This is a genomic window from Streptomyces sp. NPDC041784, assembly GCF_055591025.1.
On sequence record NZ_JBVJAB010000013.1, the window covers coordinates 198,716 to 214,826 of the forward strand.

The following is a 16,111-nucleotide window of genomic DNA, read 5'->3' on the forward strand; positions in this document are numbered from 1 at the left end:
CGGAGAGGACCGAACCCTTGGTAAGGCTTGTCGTCGACCTGAACCGCTGTCAGGGATACGCGCAGTGCGCGTTCCTCGCCCCAGAGGTCTTCACCATGCACGGCGAGGAGGGGCTGTTGTACGACCCGGAGCCCGGGCCGGAACACCGCGAGAAGCTGGCCCGGGCCGCTGCGGCCTGCCCCGTGCAGGCCGTTCTCGTGGACGCGCTGGACACGGCGGACGCGGAGGCCACGGCGGACGCGGAGGATACGCGGGATGCGGCGGAAGCGGTGGGCGGACCGGCCGAGGCGGTGTCCGGATGAACCGTGACGTGTCCCTGGAACGGCTCAGGGGCGAGGGACGCATCGTCGTCGTCGGCGCCTCGCTGGCCGGTCTGCGCGCCGCGGAGACTCTGCGGGACGAGGGCTTCGCCGGATCCCTGACGCTCATCGGCGACGAACCCTACGAGCCGTACGACCGGCCTCCGCTCTCCAAACAGGTGCTGCTGGGCATGGCCGACGCCGACCGCACCGCGCTGCCCAGACGCCGGGCCCTCGACGCGACCTGGCGGCTCGGCACGGCGGCCACCGGCCTGGACATGGCCGCCCGACGGGTGCGGCTGGCCGACGGCGACGAGGTGCCGTACGACCGGCTGCTGATCGCGACCGGTGTGCGGGCGCGGCCCTGGCCGCACGAGGCCGAGGCGGCCCTCGACGGCGTCTTCGTGCTGCGGACCCGTGGCGACGGCGCCGCGCTCGCACGGCGGCTCGCCGAGGGTCCCCGGCGGGTTCTCGTCATCGGGGCCGGGTTCACCGGCTCGGAGATCGCCTCCGCCTGCCGCGAACGCGGTATCGCCGTCACCGTCGCCGAGCGCGGCGCGGCGCCCCTGGTCGGCGCGCTCGGCGGAGTGGTCGGCGCGGTCGCCGCCGAACTCCAGCGCGCCCACGGCGTGGACCTGCGGTGCGGGGTCATGGTGACCGCGCTGGAGGGCGACACCTCGGGCCGGGTGCGCGCCGCGAAGCTGTCCGACGGCTCCACCGTCGAGACCGACGTGGTGGTCGTCTCGCTCGGCGCCCTGCGCAACACCGAGTGGCTCGCCGGGTCCGGGCTCGGCGCCGGTCCCCGCGGCATCGCCTGCGACGCCGGCTGCCGGGCCTTCGACATCCGCGGCATCGTGACCGACGACGTGTACGCGGCGGGCGATGTCGCCCGCTGCCCGCACCCCTTGTTCGGCTACCAGTTCCTGTCCCTGGAGCACTGGGGCAACGCCGTCGCCCAGGCCGAGATCGCCGCGCACAACATGATCAGCGAGAGCACCGACCGCCTCCCCCACTTGGACGTGCCGGCCTTCTGGTCCTCGCAGTTCGGGGTCACCATCAAGTCGGTCGGTGTGCCGACGCTGGGGACGGAGATCGTCATCACGCAGGGCGCGCTCGACGGTCGGGGATTCGTCGGTGTCTACGGGCACCAGGGGCGCGTCATCGGCGCGGTCTCCTTCGACCACGCCCGGTGGCTGCCGTTCTACCAGGAGCTGATCGAGACCGGGGCGCCCTTCCCGCCGCTGTTCCCCACGGTCGACCGGCGCCCGGACGGACAGCGGCCGAGGGACCCGGACTTCCCCGACCCGTCGGTCCCCACCCACGGCCCGACCGTGACCCTCAGCGGCTATTCGCCGGCCGACCGCCGGATGACGTTCACGCCCGCGCACTGACCGCACGGCCACGAGGACCCGCCATGACGCAATCCCTGCTGCACCAGATCCTGGACCACGCCAACCGCGCAGATCCGTACCCGATCTACGAGGAGCTGCGCAAGACGCCGGTCCATCACGAGGAGGACGGGCCGTACGTCGTCAGCACCTACTACGAGATCCGCAGCCTGCTGCACGATCCGCGGATCAGCTCCGACGCCCGCAATCTGGGCTCGGCCGGCCACGACCCGCTGGCCGAGCCGTCCAATGGGGAGCAGAGCACGCTGCCGCCCAGCTTCCTGCGGCTCGATCCGCCGGAACACGACCGGTTGCGGCGGATGACCAACCGGCCCTTCGGCCCGCCGCACTCCCCTTACCGGGTCGACGGGATGCGCGGGGAGCTGCGGCGCATCGTCTCCGGGCTCATCGACGGCATCGGCGACCCCGGCCGGATCGACCTGGTGGACGAGTTCTCCTACCCCTTCCCGGTGACGGTGATCTGCCGGCTGCTCGGGGTGCCCCGCGAGGACGAGGCGCGTTTCCACGGCTGGGCGGACGCCATCGCCGCGAGCCTGGACCCCGATCCGGACGCCGATCCCGCCGAGCGGGGCACGGGCGCGCACGACGCCCGGATGCAGCTCGGCATGTACCTGGCCGGCCTGATCGAGGAGCGCCGCCGCAAGCCCGGGGACGACATGCTCTCCGAACTGGCCACGGCCCAGGGCCCGGACGGCACGATGACCACGATCGAACTGCTCAGCACCGCGGCGCTGCTGCTGATCGCGGGGCACGAGACCACGGTCAACCTGGTCACCAACGGCATGCTGACCCTGCTGCGCAACCCGGACGTCCTGCGGCGGCTGCGCGCGGACCCGCGGCTCGCCGTGCCGATCGTCGAGGAACTGCTGCGCTTCGAGCCGCCGGTGCAGCTGGTGCCGCAGCGCACTCCCCTCGCCGACATCGAGGTCCGTGGCGTCACCATCCCGAAGGGCTCGTCCCTCTGGCTGGTGCTGGCCTCCGGCAACCGTGACCCGCAGCGCTTCGAGCACCCGGACCGCTTCGACCCGGACCGCCGGGACATCCAGCACCTCGGCCTGGGCAGCGGCATCCACAGCTGCTTCGGCGCGCCGCTCGCCCGGCTGGAGGCCCAGTTCGCCCTGTCGGAACTGGTCCGCAGGCTGGAGAACCCGCGTCTCCTGGAGGATCCGCCGCCGTACCGGCAGAACGCCGTCCTGCGCGGACCACGCCATCTGCACATCGCCTGCGACGGAATCCGCCCCTGAGGCGGGTCGGCCCACGGGCTCAGGGCCGGAGCGGGCTGCACAGCAGGGCCGCGGGGCCCTGCCTGCTGCCCACGCGGGTGGTGAAGGCGATGCCCGCGGCGTACTCCTCGGCGGCGCACTGGCCCTTGTAGCGGCCCTGGGCGAAGTCGCCGCCGGTGCCGTCGGCGGGCCGGTTGTCGGACCGGTCGAACCAGACGGTCCGGCCCGTACGGCTCAGTGCGGTACGGGCGGGTACGCACAGGGCTGCCGAGACCCGCTCGCCGCGACGGCTGTAGCCGACGAGGAACTGGCCCGCGGGGCACTGGAGTTTGGTGTAGCCGCCGGCCCAGTCGCCGTTCGCGGGGACATGGCGTTCGTCGGTGACGACCGTCTGCGTGTCCCCGTCGGCGCGCAGGTCGCCGGCGGTCACGTCGGTGCACAGGCCCCGGCCGCCGGTGTGGCTGAGCCCGGCCAGCCGCAGCCCGTCGGGGCAGACGGCCTTGGACGCCCCCGGATCCCAGTCGCCGCCGGCCCGTACCCGCAGTGACCGTACGTCGTCGCCGTGGTCGGTGGTGAGCATGCGCCAGTCGGGTACCTGCTCGACCACGCCCGTGCGGCTCGGCGCCGTCATCAGGTGCTGCCAGGCGGCGTTGCGCCAGTCGGCCCCGTCGAGGAGGCCGTGGCGCCGCCCGGCGGTGTCGTAGCGCAGCAGGGCCCAGTCGTCGTGGCCCTCCCAGCCGACCAGGGGCCAGTAGGCGAAGTCGGCGTCGTGGTCGGCGAAATAGTCGGTGAGGTTGCCGAACCAGGTGCGGGCGGCGGCCCCCGTCTCGTTCCCTCCGACGCCGAACTCGCTGATCCACACGGGGGCGGTGTGGTGCCGTCCTTCCGTGGTGACGAAGAATGCCTGGTCGGCGAGGGTCTGGTACAGCTGGTCGCGGGTCAGGTCCTGGTAGCGGGGGTCGTGGGTCTCGCCGATTCCGGTGGCGCCGCTGTGCCGGGGGCCGGTGTAGCCGTAGAAGTGGGCCGAGTAGACCAGCTTGTGGGCGTTCACGAGGGTGTGCGACAGGGTGCGCACGGGGGCGAGGGTGGGGCGCTCGTGCGGGAGTCCGTCGACGGGCAGGCCGGTCCAGTTGATGCCCTCGATGACGATCAGGAGATCGGGGTTGGCCTCGGTGAGGATGCGGTCGGCCGCGAGCCGGGCCGCCGTGTACCAGTCGTGGGCGTCGCCCAGGCCCCAGTTGGGGTCGTCCAGCACGTCACGGCGTACCTCGTTGTACAGATCGGCGCCGACCACCCGGGGGTCGGCGGCGTAGCGGCGGGCCATGAGGACCCAGTCGTCCGCCCACCGTTCGGTGGACTGGCCGCTGTTCCACCGCTCGTTGCCGTCCACGCCGCAGCACCAACGGGAGGTGTTGGTGTGGTTGTTGAGGATCACCGCGAACCCGCTGCCGGTGAGCGCGGTCACCACGGCGTCGTAGATCTCCAGGGGCGTCCGGCCGCGCAGCTGGGGGTTGGCCCTGACGGCGGTGTCCGGTACGGGTGCCGTCGCGTGGATCATCTCGTTGGAGAACGGCAACCGGACGCTGTTGATGCCGAGTTCGTGGAAGTCGGCGAGGAGTTCGGGCAGCGGGACGCGGTCCAGGCCGAGGGGGATGCCGTAGGAGTTCTGGCCGGCGTGGTGGTTGGCGGGGTCGGCGGTGCTGCCGCTGCCCGTCCAGGAGCCCTGCGCGCCGTCCCAGTTGGCGGACTTCAGGCGGAAGCGCCGTCCCTGGGCGTCGACGACGTACCGGCCGCGGGTGGACAGGGGCGGCTGCCAGGTGTCGGCGGCCGCCCGGGCGGGGCCGGCTTCGGTGGCTGCGGCGGCGGACGTAGCGCCCGCGCTCGGTGCCGGTGTGAGCAGGGTGAGCACTGCGACTGCCACTACTGTCAGGTGCGTGACAAATCTGGACGGCATCCTGGTCCTCTGCGGGGGCGGGGCGGGGGGGTACCGGGAACGGCGGCTGCCACCCTACGAGGGAACGGTCGCCAGGTCGATGCCGTCCGCCTCCCCCGTTCCGGAGACGCCCCCCCTGTTCCCGGATCCGCCCGCCTCGGCCCGCGGATCCGCCCCGCCCCGCGTCAGGGTCACGCCGTCGGCGCGGTGATCTCCCGCTTGAGGATCTTGCCGCTGGGGCCGGTCGGCAGGGCGTCCATGAGCCAGACCTCGCGCGGGTACTTGTACGCCGCCACCCGCTCCTTGACGAACTCCCTCAGCTCGTCGGGGGTGGCGTGCGCGCCGGGGCGCAGGACGACCGCGGCCGCGATCTCCTCGCCCAGGTGAGCGTCCGCCCGGCCCACCACGGCGGCCAGCGCGACCGCCGGGTGCTCGTGCAGCACCTCCTCGATCTCCCGCGGGTAGACGTTGTAGCCACCGCGGATGATCATGTCCTTCTTGCGGTCGACGATGTAGAAGTAGCCGTCCTCGTCCTGGCGCGCGAGGTCACCGGAACGCAGCCAGCCGTCCGGGATCGCCGCCGCCGTCTCCTCCGGCCGGTTCCAGTACTCCCTCATCACGTTCGGCCCGCGCACCGCCAGCTCCCCGATCTCCCCGGGGGCGACGTCCTGGCCCTTGTCGTCCAGGAGCCGCACCTCCACGTCCTGGATCGGGGTGCCGATGGAACCGGCCTTGCGCGGCTGGTCGGGGTGGTTGAACGTGACCACCGGGCTGGTCTCGGACATGCCGAAGCCCTCCAGCACGGCGCAGCCGAAGCGCTGTTCGAAGCCGTGCAGGATCTCCACCGGCAGCGAGGCCCCGCCCGAGACGCACATCCGCAGCGTCGACACGTCCGCGTCGGACGGGTGCTGGAGGAGGGCCGCGTACATGGTCGGCACGCCCTCGAAGACCGTGGCCCGGTCACGGGCGATGGCGTCCAGCACGGCCTGCGGGTCGAAGCGCGGGACCAGGGTGAGCGAGGCGCCGGCCCGGACGGCCACGCTCATGGTGCAGATCTGGCCGAAGATGTGGAACAGCGGGAGACAGCCGACCACCACGTCCTCGGGCGTCATGCGCTGCACATGGACCGTGTTGACCTCGGTGTTGTGCCGCAGCCCGCCGTGGGTGAGCGCGGCGCCCTTGGGCCGGCCGGTGGTGCCGGAGGTGTACAGCAGTACGGCCAGGTCGTCGTCCGCCGTCGCGGCCGTCTCCCGCAGCGGTTCGTGCCCGGCCAGCAGACCGGCGAACGCGGCCGGCTCCACGGCGATGTGCCGCACCCCGGCGGCTTCCGCGCCCTGCGCGCCCTCCCCCGGCGCCTGGTGCCACTCGAACAGCAGCACCGCCCCGGAGTCGTCGAGGTGGTACGCGGTCTCCCGTGTCTTCAGCAGCGGGTTCATCGGTACGACGACCGCGCCGGCGCGCAGGACGCCGTAGTACAGGACGACGAACTCGGGGACGTTGGGCAGCATCAGGGCGACCCGGTCCCCCGGGCGGACCCCCTCGGCGCGGAGCAGGGCGGCGGCGCGGGCGCTGCGCTCGTCCAGCTCGGCGTAGCCGGTGACCTGCCCCGCGAACCGCAGTGCGGGGCGTTCCGGCTGCCGCGCGGCCGTCTCCTGAAGGAACTCCGCAAGATTGGCCATTTCCGCCTCCACGAATGTCATCGTCGAAATCCGCCGTTCACGTGGACGACATGGTGCTGCCACGGAGGGGGACGGCCTATGGGCGGGGCGACAGCATCCACCCTCCCAGATTGTTCCCAGGAACAAGAAGGCGGCGCTAAGCTGCGGCGATGGATCTCTCAGGGGTGGCCTCGGCCCTCCACGCGCGACTGCCGGAACTGGGCGAGCGGATGGCGCAGCGCATCCGCTCGGACGTCGACGCCTACCAGAACGCGTCACTCATCCCGTTCGACTCGCTGCGCCGCTCCTGCACCGCCAACGCCGATCTCACCCTGAGCCACTTCAGCCACGGGGGCGATCCGGACCCGAGCCCGGCCCGGGACACCGGCCGTCTGCGTGCCGAGCAGGGCATGCCGCTGGCCGACACGCTGCACGCGTACCGGATCGGCTTCGAGCTGCTGTGGTCGGAGATCATCGCGGAATCGCGCACCCATCCCGAGGTCACCGACGCCGAGCTGGTGACGCGGTCGGCGGAGATCTGGGCGTTGTTCGGCCGCTACGCGGAGGCCGTCGCGGCGGCCCACCGGGAGACCACCGCCGAGCTGACGCAGCAGCGCGAGGCGCGGCGCTCGGCCCTGGTAGAGGCGCTGTTCACGGGTGTCCTCGTGGACCGCACCACGCTGTGGGAGGCCGCGCGCGAGCTGGGCCTGCCCGAGCAGGGGCCGTACGCGGTCGCCGCGGCGGTGGCGAGCGCGCCCGGTGAGGAACCCCTGGCGGGGGTGGAGGCCACACTGCGGCGCGCCCGGCTTCCCTCGGCATGGCGTCTGCTGCCCGACCAGCAGATCGGCGTGGTCGCGCTGACCGCGCCGACGGCGGAGGCCACCTGGCTGCGCGTCCTGCGCCGGGCCCGTGCCCGGGTCGGCGTCAGCCCCTGTTTCCACTCGCTGCGGGAGGCTCCCCAGGCCCTGCGCTTCGCGCGCCTGGCGCTGGCCGGGCTCGCGGGCACCGGGCCGGGGGTCGCGCGGTTCGACGACAACCCGCTGGCCATGCTGGTCGCGGCCGCCCCGTCCGAGGCGGCGCATCTGACCGAGGTGGTCCTCGCCCCGCTGCTCGGCCTCCCCGCGGCGGAACGGGCCCGGCTGCTGGAGACCCTGGACCACTGGTTCACCGCGGCCGGCTCCGCCGCGGAGGCCGCCCGGACCCTGTTCGTCCACCCCAACACCGTCCGGTACCGCCTGCGCCGTGTCGAGGAACTGCTCGGCCGTCCCCTGTCGGATCCACGCGCGGTGGCGGACCTGGGCGCGGCACTGCTCGCTCACCGCAACTCCGGGGCGGGGCGCGGCGATTCGGCCTTGGGGACGCCCGCCTGACACGACATGGACCTCTTTCTGCTCCCCTCTTGCTCTTGCAAGTAATATGCAACAAGCTTGGCCGGTCCTTACCGACCCGCCTTGACGTGGAGCCTTGCCATGCCCCGCCTGATACCGAACACCGGACCGCAACGCGTCCTCGCGGCCACGAACTTCGTCTACACCGTCGGCAGTGGCCTCTATCTGACCGCCGGGGTGCTGTACTTCACCCAGGCGGTCCACCTCCCGGCCGGCCAGGTCGGCCTCGGGCTCGGCATCGCCGGACTCGTCGCACTGGGCCTGGGGGTCGCGGTCGGCCATCTGGCGGACCGGCACGGCGCCCGGGGCGTCTACGCGACCACCCTCGTGGTCCAGGCGCTGGCCACGGCCTGCTTCGTACTGGCGGACAGCTTCTGGCCGTTCGTCCTCGTGGTCGGCGTGGCCGCCGGGGCGAAGGCCGCCGGAACATCCGCCCGCTCCCCGCTCATCAGGCACTACGGAGGGGACCGTCCGCAGGAGTTCCGGGCCTATCTGCGCGCGGTGACCAACGTGGGCATCTCCCTCGGCGCGGTGGGAGCGGGGTGGGTGGTGCAGGTGGACACCCTCGGCGCCTATCGGCTCATGGTGATCGGCAACGCGCTCGCCTTCGCCGTCTCCGCGGCGCTCCTGGTCCTCCTCCCGCCGGTCCCGCCCGTCCCCGCCACCGGCGGACCTCGCTGGATCGCCCTGCGCGATCGCCCCTACCTGCTGCTGACCGCCCTCGACGGCGTCATGGCCATCCAGTTCAAGGTGCTCACCGTGGCCATCCCGCTCTGGCTGGTCGGTGCCACCACCGCCCCGCACTGGCTCATCTCGGGCACCATGCTCACCGGTACCGTCATGGTCGTCGCCCTCCAGGTGCGCGCCAGCCGCGGCATCGACACCCCCGTGGCCGCCGGACACGCCTACCGCCGAGCGGGGGTCGCCTTTCTCGTCTCGTGCTCGCTGATCTCGCTGTCCGCGGGCATCCCCGCGTGGGCCGCCGCGACGCTGCTCCTCACCGCGGTGGTGATCCACACGGTCGGCGAACTGTGGCACTCCGCCGCCGGCTTCGAGGTGTCCTTCGCCCTCGTCCCGCGGCACGCCACCGGTCAGTACCTGGGCGTGTTCGGCCTCGGCGCCGGACTCGCCGAGGCCCTCGGTCCCGGGCTGCTCATCGCGCTCACCATCACCTGGGGCCGCCCCGGGTGGTACGTCGTGGGAGCCGTGTTCGCACTGACGGGCCTGGCGACACCACTGGCCGTCCGCTGGGCCGAACGCCACGAGCACACGCGGCGGATCACCCGGTTCGAGGCTCCGGAGAAGGCGTCGGTCGTCTGACCGGCCCGCACACCGGAGCCCAGGGATCCCGGCCGCCAGGTCGACCCCAGCCCCCCACTTGCCGACCCCGATCGGTCAAATACCTTTCTCAGGCTACGGGAACGCGCCTTCAGGGATCGGCGGAGCGGGCCGGGCCGGCGACCCGCCGCGATCGGCCATTCGGATGGGACTCGCGCCACGGCGGACAGGCACGCGGACAGACGGCGTCCGCGCGTCTAGGTTCGGGCGCTGTTCGTCCGCTGCTCGTCCGCTCTCGCCGAAAGGTGCCTCACCATGCGATCTGTTCGCTCCGGGCTCACCGCCCTCGCCGCCTGTGCCCTCGTCCTCGTCGCCGGCGGCACCGCGTGTGCCGGGGTGACCGTGGACGACTCCGAAGCCCCCTCGGTCACCATCGTGTTCGGCGACTGGGGTCAGTTCGCCGGGGACGACGTCTTCAACGCCGGCGACGACAACGTCGTGGGCTCGAACAACTGACGGCCGCCTCCGGCGAACTCCCCCTCCCGGTACCGCCTCCGGCTACCCCCGCCGCAGCCTCAGCGTCACGAGTTCGAACGGGCGCAGTCGTACGGTGATCCGGTCGCCCTCGACCTGTGGGGCCGGGGTGTCGGTGAGGGGGCGTTCCAGCAGGTCGGTGGTGGCGGCGCCGGCCAGGTCGAAGCCCGCGGTGAGCGTGGCCCGCGCGCGGCCGCCGTGTGCCTCGTGGAACCGCACCACCACGTCGCCGCTGCCGTCGTCGGCGAGTTTGACTGCCGTGACCACCACCTGGTCCTGGTCGACGCGGACCAGCGGGGCGACCTCGCGGGCGCCGTCCACCGTGCGCGCGGGAAGGTTGATCCGCCACCCCTCGCGCACCGCGTCACCGATCGTCGCCCCCGGCACCAGGGCGTGCCGGAAGCGGTGAACACCCTGATCGGTCTCGGGGTCGGGGAATCGCGGTGCGCGCAGCAGGGAGACCCGCAGCGTGGTGGTGGTCCCGCCGTCGGCGCCGGGTTCGTCGCTGACGGCGCGGGTCACGTCGTGGCCGTACGTCGAGTCGTTGACGACCGCGACGCCCCAGCCCGGCTCCTCCAGGTGGACGAACCGGTGGTTGCAGGCCTCGAACCGCGCCGCCTCCCAGCTGGTGTTGGTGTGGGTAGGCCGGTGGAAGTGCCCGAACTGGGTCTCGGACGCGTACCGTTCGGCGTGCACGTCGAGGGGGAAGGCGAGCTTGAGGAACTTCTCCGTCTCGTGCCAGTCGACCTCCGTGTCGATCACCAGCCGGCGCTCCCCCGGCGGCAGCGCCAGCACCTGGACGGCCCGGGACGCCCCGAAGGACCGTACGATCCGCACCGACGCGCCGTCCTCGCCCGGGGTGACCTCCTCGGCGTCGGTGAGGTCGGTGACCGTGTTGCGGTAGAACTCGTCGACGTCCCAGGCGTCCCACATGTTCGGGAAGTCGGGGTGGAGCTGGAGGAGGTTGGCGGTCCGGCCGGGGGCGACGCTCTCGCGGTCCGCCTCGAGGTCGTAGGCCGACACGACGAGTCCGCGGGCGTCGATCTCGACCCGCAGCAGACCGTTGTCCAGGACGTGTCCGCCGTCCGGGCGGGCGGTGAGGGTCGTGCGGCCCTGTGGGGCGGCAGTGTTCGCGCCGCCGGCCGGAACGCCGTCACGCGGGTGCGGGGCCGAGTTGAAGACGAGCGGGGTGGTGCCCTCGCCGGCCAGGGACCGCTGGGCCGCCTCGGTGATCGCGGTCAGCTCGGCGGCCACGCGGGCGTACGTCGCCCGGGCCTCCCGGTGCACCCAGGCGATGGAGGAGCCGGGCAGGATGTCGTGGAACTGGTGGAGCAGCACCGTCTTCCAGACGCGGTCCAACTCCTCGTAGGGGTAGGGGAATCCGGTGCGTACGGCGGCTGTCGCGGCCCACAGTTCGGCCTCGCGCAGGAGGTGTTCGCTGCGGCGGTTGCCCTGTTTGGTGCCGGCCTGGCTGGTGAGGGTCGCGCGGTGGAGTTCGAGGTACAACTCGCCGACCCAGACAGGGGGTTCTGGGTGTTCGGCCCTGGCCTTGGCGAAGAAGGCCGCCGGGGTCTCCCAGGTGACGGTGGCGGAGCCTTCGAGGTCGCGGAGCCGGGCGGCCTTCCCGACCATCTCGCGGGTGGTGCCGCCTCCGCCGTCGCCCCAGCCGGTGGGGGCGAGGGAGTGGCGGGCGACGCCCTTGTCCTTGAAGTTGCGGACCGCGTGGGCGATCTCGCTGCCCTTCATGGAGCAGTTGTAGGTGTCGACCGGCGGGAAGTGGGTGTAGATCCGGGTGCCGTCGATGCCTTCCCAACGGAAGGTGTGGTGGGGGAACTTGTTCGTCCGCGACCACGAGATCTTCTGCGTCAGCAGGTACTTCGAGCCCGCCGCCTTGATGATCTGCGGCAGGCCGGCGGCGAAGCCGAAGGTGTCGGGCAGCCAGGCCTCGTCGTTCTCGATGCCGAACTCGTCGAGGAAGAACCGTTTGCCGTGCACGAACTGACGGGCCATCGCCTCCGAGCCCGGCATGTTGGTGTCCGACTCCACCCACATACCGCCCGCCGGCACGAACCGCCCGTCCGCCACCGCCTTCTTGACCCGGGCCCACACCTCGGGCCGGTGTTCCTTCACCCAGGCCCACTGCTGGGCCTGCGACATGGCGAAGACGAAGTCGGGTTCGTCGTCGAGGAGGGCCGTCATGTTGGACGTCGTACGGGCCACCTTGCGGACCGTCTCGCGCAGCGGCCACAGCCAGGCGGAGTCGATGTGGGCGTGGCCGACGGCGCTGATCCGGTGCGCGGAGGGGACGGCGGGCGTGGCGAGGACGGCGGCGAGCCGGGTGCGGGCCCGCGCCGCCGTGCCGTTCACGTCCTGGAGGTCGATCGTGTCGAGGGCCTTCTCCACGGCCCGCAGGATCTCCCAGCGGCGCGCGGACTCCACCGGCAGTTCGGCCATCAGCTCGCCGAGCACCTCCAGGTCCAGGACCAGCTGCCACACCGTCTCGTCGAAGACGGCGAGGTCCATACGGGCGAGGGTGTACTGGGGTTCGCTGCCGGCGGTCTCCTTGTCGCCCAACCGCGTGGGCAGGAAGGGGTGGTAGTCGAGGATCACGGGGTTGGAGGCGGCCTCGACGTGCAGGCGTACCTCCTCGCCGCCCGCGACGGGCGCGCCGACGCGGACCCACTGGTTGCGCGGGTTGAGGCCCTTCACCGGGGTGCCGTCGGGGCGGTGGACGAGGCCCTCGCACTGGAAGCCGGGCATGTTCTCGTCGAAGCCGAGGTCGAGCAGCGCCTCGACGGTCCGGCCGGCCCACGCCTCGGGGACCGTGCCGGTGACGCGGAACCAGCTGGTCCCCCAGGGAGCACCCCATCGGGCGCCCACCGCGATCGGCTCGGGCTCGGCCGCGAGCCCCTCGGCGACCGGCACCGGTTCGCCGGGCGCGTGCCACACCGCCACGTCCAGCGGCACGGACTCGGGGTACACGGCGGGACGGACGCGCTCGTCGAGGACGCGCCTGAGTCGGGCTTCGACCAGGTTGCGGTCGTCATGCATGCGGGGTGCTCCAAGACTGGGTCGACGGTGATGTGGGTGGACGGTCATGGGTGGCGGCCATGGGTGGACGGTTACCAGGTGTGGGTCACGGTGACGGGGGCCGACGCTGTGTACAGCTCCCCCACGGCGCGCAGTTCGAACCGTGTCGTCCGCTCGCCCTGCTCCGGCGCGAGTCCGCCGAGGAAGTAGGCCGCCTGGCAGGTGCCGCCGAGGAAGCGCCGGGTGCCGTCGGGCAGGACGCGGTGCAGGATGTGGTGCCGTACGCCGTCCGTGGCGGCGTCCCAGGCGAGGCGCAGGTCGCCGCCCGCGGCCGCGGTGATCCGCAGCCCGGAGGGGGCGGCGGGCGTACGGGGCTCGTCGCGGACGGCGATCCCGCCGAGCCGCCAGGTCACCGGTCCTTCGGTCGCGGTGAGCCGGACACCGACCGCGTGCACGGTTCCGGAAAGCCCGGTCAGCGCCACGGTGGAGGTCCGCCAGCCGTCTCCCGACTCCACCGGCACATACGTGTACGGCGGTGTCGCGCCCGGCGTGTCCGGGTCCGCGGTGGCGACGGCCAGCTCGACGGTCACCGCCCCGGCGTCGGTCCGGTGCGTCAGCTCCACGACCGTGGCGTCGGTGAGCGGCAGCCGTGTCGCGTAGAGGTCCACCACCGTCGGCTCGTCCAGGGCGCCGGTGACCAGCACGCTGCTGCCGCCGCGCCACGCGTCGGCGAAGTCGAAGGCGACGGCGGGCCGCTCGCCCTCGGTGCGCACCGCCCACTGCCGGGACGGCAGCCGGTCCTGCAGTCCGAGGTGGTTCCACGGCGTGTCGGAGGTGACCGTGCCGTTCTCGTACCAGCGCAGCCCGTGCCCGGTGTTGAACACGCTGGCGAAGGGCATGTCCGTGACGGTCGACCGGTCGGCCACCGACACGGCGGGCGCCCGCCAGGTGTCCGTGCCGTCCGGTCGGGACGGGTCGAGCGAGCGTCCGGTCCAGAACCGGTCGTCGGCCGCGTGGAAGTCGCCCGGTGTCCTGCCGCCGGCGGGCAGGTGGTTGCGGGTCCACTCCGGCCGGTAGAGGCCGAGCGACACGATGTGCGCCTTGTTCGTGGGCACGATCGCGTCCCAGTTCACCGAGCGGTTCCAGCCGTTCGCCTCGACGTCCACACCGGCCCACAACTCGTACCGGCTGCGGCCGAGTTGCTCGGCCCGCTGCCCGGAGGAGACGAGTGTGCCCGCCGACCAGCGGAAGTCCACGAACATGTCGTCGGCCGTGCGGAAGAACGCCTGGTTCTGGGTGTTGAGGGCGCCCTGCCAGCTCACCGTGCCGTTGACGGTCATCGAGTCGTACCAGGTCACCCGCTGCCCTCGGGCCGCGGCGAGGGACTTCAGCTCGGTCAGGAAGCCCAGCATGTCGGTGGCCAGTGCGGTGTTCCCGCCGCTGGTTTCGGCGTTGACGAACCAGCCGTCGAAACCGTAGGTGGCGGCGACCTCGACGAGCCGCGCGGCGAGCGGGAAGCGGCCGCCGGCGTCCTTCTGGACCAGGTCACGGGTCCACCGGAGTTGTCCGCCGTAGGCGACGGGCGGCAGGAAGATGTTTCCGAGGACCGGTACGCCGTGCCGGTGGGCCGCGTCGACGATCGGCGCGTTCGGAGCGAGGATCAGGCCCTCGCCCGCCGAGCCGCCCCAGAACACCAGCTCGTCGATGTAGGCCCAGTGGGTGAACGCGTAGTGGTCGGCGGTGGCCGAGCCCTGGGAGGGGTTCGCGGAGGTGGGTCCGAAGGAGACCAGCGACTGGATACGGGCCTGGCCCGAGCGGGCGGTGGGGTTCGCCGGGGTGGGGGTGAAGCGGGGCGCGAGCGGCACGGACGCGGCGTTGAAGGCGAGATCGGTGTCGGTGGCGGCGCTCCAGGTCTTCAGGCTGCGCCAGGTGATGCCGGTGCCGGGGGTTCCGGCAGGTAGGGAGTCCGGGTACCAGTAGGCGGCGTACGGCGCGGGCGCCGCGGCGGCCTGCCGGGGGGCGGCGGTCGCGGTCCGGGCGGGCAGCAGGGCGGCCGCGCCGGCGGCGAGCAGGACGGTGCGTCGGGTGGGGTTCACGAGCGGGTGCCTCCTTGTGGGGTGGGGAGTACCTGATCGGGGGCGACGACTTCGGTGATGCCGCGCCGGACGAGGTGGTCCTTGTCGTCGGCGTGGGTGTCGAGGACGGTGGTGGGGCGGGCGCCGTCGGCGGTGAGCCGGAAGAAGGCGTCGTAGACGGCTCCGCCCGGGGCACAGACCGAGCGGCCGGCCGGGTCGGCGGGGACGACGAGCGCCGTGGTCCGGGTCGCGGGTGTGCGGGCCGGCTCGGCCGCCGCTCGGGCCAGCGCCAGGGCGGTGTCCTTCGGTGCGCGGTCGTTGGTCAGCAGGCCGAGGCCGTACTCCAGTTCCGGGAAGTCCGCGAGCCGCCGGGACACGTCGTGGGAGCACCACCAGGTGATGCCCCACAGGTCGGGGCAGTCCAGGACGTTGCGTACGGTCGCCTCGGTGAAGGCGGCGGCGTGTTCGGCAGGAACGAGGGGCGCGGGCGCGCCGACCTCCTGGAGCCAGACGGGCCGGTGCGGGTCGTCCGCCCAGGCCTTGCTCAGCTCGACGAGGTAGGCGGCGTGGTGCTCGGCCTGGACGGAGGCGCGGCCGTGGCGCTGGGCGGTGCCGTTGAAGACCCAGGAGTGCACGGCGGTGACCGCGCCACGCCGTGCGGCCTGGGCGGGGGTGAACGGCATGTCGTCCTGGTACCAGGTCGCGTCGTACTCGGCGTGCAGGTGGAGGCGGCCGGGCGCGCCCTGCGCGCAGGCGGCGAGCATCCGCTCCAGCCAGGCGTCGATCTCGGCACTGGACGCCCGGTCGGGGTCCGGATGCGGCCCGGCCGAGAACTGGTTGACCTCGTTGCCGAGGGTCATGCCGAGGAAGTTGGGCTGGTCGGCGAGGGCCGCGGCGAGCGTACGTAGATAGGCGGCCTGCCCCTGGAGGACGTCCGGGTCGGTGAAGAGGTTGCGCCGGTGCCAGGTGCGGGTCCAGGCCGGGAGGAAGTCGAAGCTGCTCAGGTGTCCTTGCAGGCCGTCCACGGTGACGTCGAGCCCGCGTTCGCCCGCGGCGTCGACGAGCGCGCGGAGCTGGTCGACGGCGCGGGGGCGGATCAGTGTGCGGTTGGGCTGGAAGTACGGCCACAGCGGGAAGACCCGGATGTGGTCCAGGCCCAGCGCCGCGACGGAGTCGAGGTCCGCTCGTACGGAGTCCAGGTCGAAGTCCAGCCAGTGATGGAACCACCCTTCGCTCGGGGTGTAGTTGACGCCGAAGCGCACGGCAGGAGGCATGCGGTGTCCT

Annotated in this window: 11 protein-coding genes; 6 read left to right on the forward strand and 5 right to left on the reverse strand. The window is 72.7% G+C overall.

The features are described from left to right. Positions 1-17 precede the first annotated feature (17 nt). Genes ACZ6D7_RS27325 through ACZ6D7_RS27335 form a run of 3 tightly spaced genes read left to right on the forward strand, consistent with a single transcriptional unit; the run spans position 18 to position 2,952 of the window. Positions 18-302 (forward strand): ferredoxin, encoded by a 285-nt coding sequence (locus ACZ6D7_RS27325; protein WP_469495963.1) that lies wholly within the window; start codon positions 18-20, stop codon positions 300-302. After that, the gene (locus ACZ6D7_RS27330; RefSeq protein ID WP_469495966.1) at positions 299-1,690 is read left to right on the forward strand and encodes an NAD(P)/FAD-dependent oxidoreductase; all 1,392 of its coding nucleotides are present in this window, start codon (positions 299-301) and stop codon (positions 1,688-1,690) included. The genes ACZ6D7_RS27325 and ACZ6D7_RS27330 overlap by 4 nt, the downstream gene beginning before the upstream one ends. Positions 1,691-1,713: 23 nt before the next feature. Then, entirely contained in the window at positions 1,714-2,952 is a 1,239-nt protein-coding gene (locus ACZ6D7_RS27335) for a cytochrome P450 (RefSeq protein ID WP_469495970.1), read from the forward strand. A gap of 19 nt (positions 2,953-2,971) precedes the next feature. Here ACZ6D7_RS27335 and ACZ6D7_RS27340 read toward each other — a convergent pair whose 3' ends face one another. Continuing rightward, the gene (locus tag ACZ6D7_RS27340) at positions 2,972-4,885 is read right to left on the reverse strand and encodes a glycoside hydrolase family 5 protein (RefSeq protein ID WP_469495973.1); all 1,914 of its coding nucleotides are present in this window, start codon (positions 4,883-4,885) and stop codon (positions 2,972-2,974) included. A gap of 170 nt (positions 4,886-5,055) precedes the next feature. Then, positions 5,056-6,543, reverse strand: a complete 1,488-nt coding sequence (locus ACZ6D7_RS27345; RefSeq protein WP_469495976.1) for a long-chain-fatty-acid--CoA ligase — start codon at positions 6,541-6,543, stop codon at positions 5,056-5,058. Positions 6,544-6,692: 149 nt separating this feature from the next. On the opposite strand from ACZ6D7_RS27345, the gene ACZ6D7_RS27350 reads away from it, so the two are divergent. From ACZ6D7_RS27350 to ACZ6D7_RS27360, 3 genes are all read left to right on the forward strand, one after another. Further along, positions 6,693-7,892 (forward strand): PucR family transcriptional regulator, encoded by a 1,200-nt coding sequence (locus ACZ6D7_RS27350; protein WP_469495981.1) that lies wholly within the window; start codon positions 6,693-6,695, stop codon positions 7,890-7,892. Positions 7,893-7,991: 99 nt separating this feature from the next. Beyond that, positions 7,992-9,230 (forward strand): MFS transporter, encoded by a 1,239-nt coding sequence (locus ACZ6D7_RS27355; protein ID WP_469495984.1) that lies wholly within the window; start codon positions 7,992-7,994, stop codon positions 9,228-9,230. 273 nt (positions 9,231-9,503) lie between these two features. Then, a complete protein-coding gene (locus tag ACZ6D7_RS27360) occupies positions 9,504-9,704 on the forward strand; it encodes a hypothetical protein (RefSeq protein WP_469495986.1) in 201 nt (66 codons plus the stop codon). 42 nt (positions 9,705-9,746) lie between these two features. Here the strand turns inward: ACZ6D7_RS27360 and ACZ6D7_RS27365 are convergent, their stop codons facing one another. The 3 genes from ACZ6D7_RS27365 to ACZ6D7_RS27375 all read right to left on the reverse strand — a co-directional run bounded on the left by ACZ6D7_RS27365 (position 9,747) and on the right by ACZ6D7_RS27375 (position 16,101). Continuing rightward, on the reverse strand, positions 9,747-12,773 hold the full coding sequence (locus ACZ6D7_RS27365; RefSeq protein ID WP_469495989.1) for an alpha-mannosidase: 3,027 nt from the start codon (positions 12,771-12,773) through the stop codon (positions 9,747-9,749). A 71-nt stretch (positions 12,774-12,844) separates the two neighbouring features. Next, positions 12,845-14,848, reverse strand: coding sequence for an endo-beta-N-acetylglucosaminidase (locus ACZ6D7_RS27370; protein WP_469495991.1), 2,004 nt, complete (start codon positions 14,846-14,848; stop codon positions 12,845-12,847). Continuing rightward, positions 14,845-16,101 (reverse strand): glycoside hydrolase 5 family protein, encoded by a 1,257-nt coding sequence (locus ACZ6D7_RS27375; protein ID WP_469495994.1) that lies wholly within the window; start codon positions 16,099-16,101, stop codon positions 14,845-14,847. The genes ACZ6D7_RS27370 and ACZ6D7_RS27375 overlap by 4 nt, the downstream gene beginning before the upstream one ends. Positions 16,102-16,111 lie beyond the last annotated feature (10 nt).